Below are 276 nucleotides of genomic sequence, written 5' to 3' on the forward strand. Positions count from 1 at the left end.
GTGCAGGCCATGGCGCCTTATCTGGACCTCATCGACACGAGGACGACCTCGGGCAAACATGCCAAGGAATCTATTGAACGTCATCGCAGCTTATTGTCGCGCTACGGCAAGCACTTGTTTGCGGAGAAGACCGGCAAACAGGTCTGGACCGACCTGGACAAAGTGCCGGCGCATGCCGGCAATTACCAAAAAATCCTCAGCCTTACCAACACCACAAACCTAGCAGATGCACGCCTGGCGTTTTGCCGCCCTGATTCTGCAGATGCAAGGATTGAC

The 276-nt window shown here is 55.1% G+C and carries 1 protein-coding gene; it reads left to right on the plus strand.

Features of this window, described 5'->3' with window-relative positions:
- Positions 1–276, plus strand: a 276-nt coding sequence (locus AAEY83_RS14685; RefSeq protein WP_351060026.1) for a hypothetical protein, incomplete at both ends; no start/stop codon positions are given.

It is taken from the genome of Psychrobacter sp. TB20-MNA-CIBAN-0197, assembly GCF_040309765.1.
Lineage (GTDB): Bacteria > Pseudomonadota > Gammaproteobacteria > Pseudomonadales > Moraxellaceae > Psychrobacter > Psychrobacter submarinus.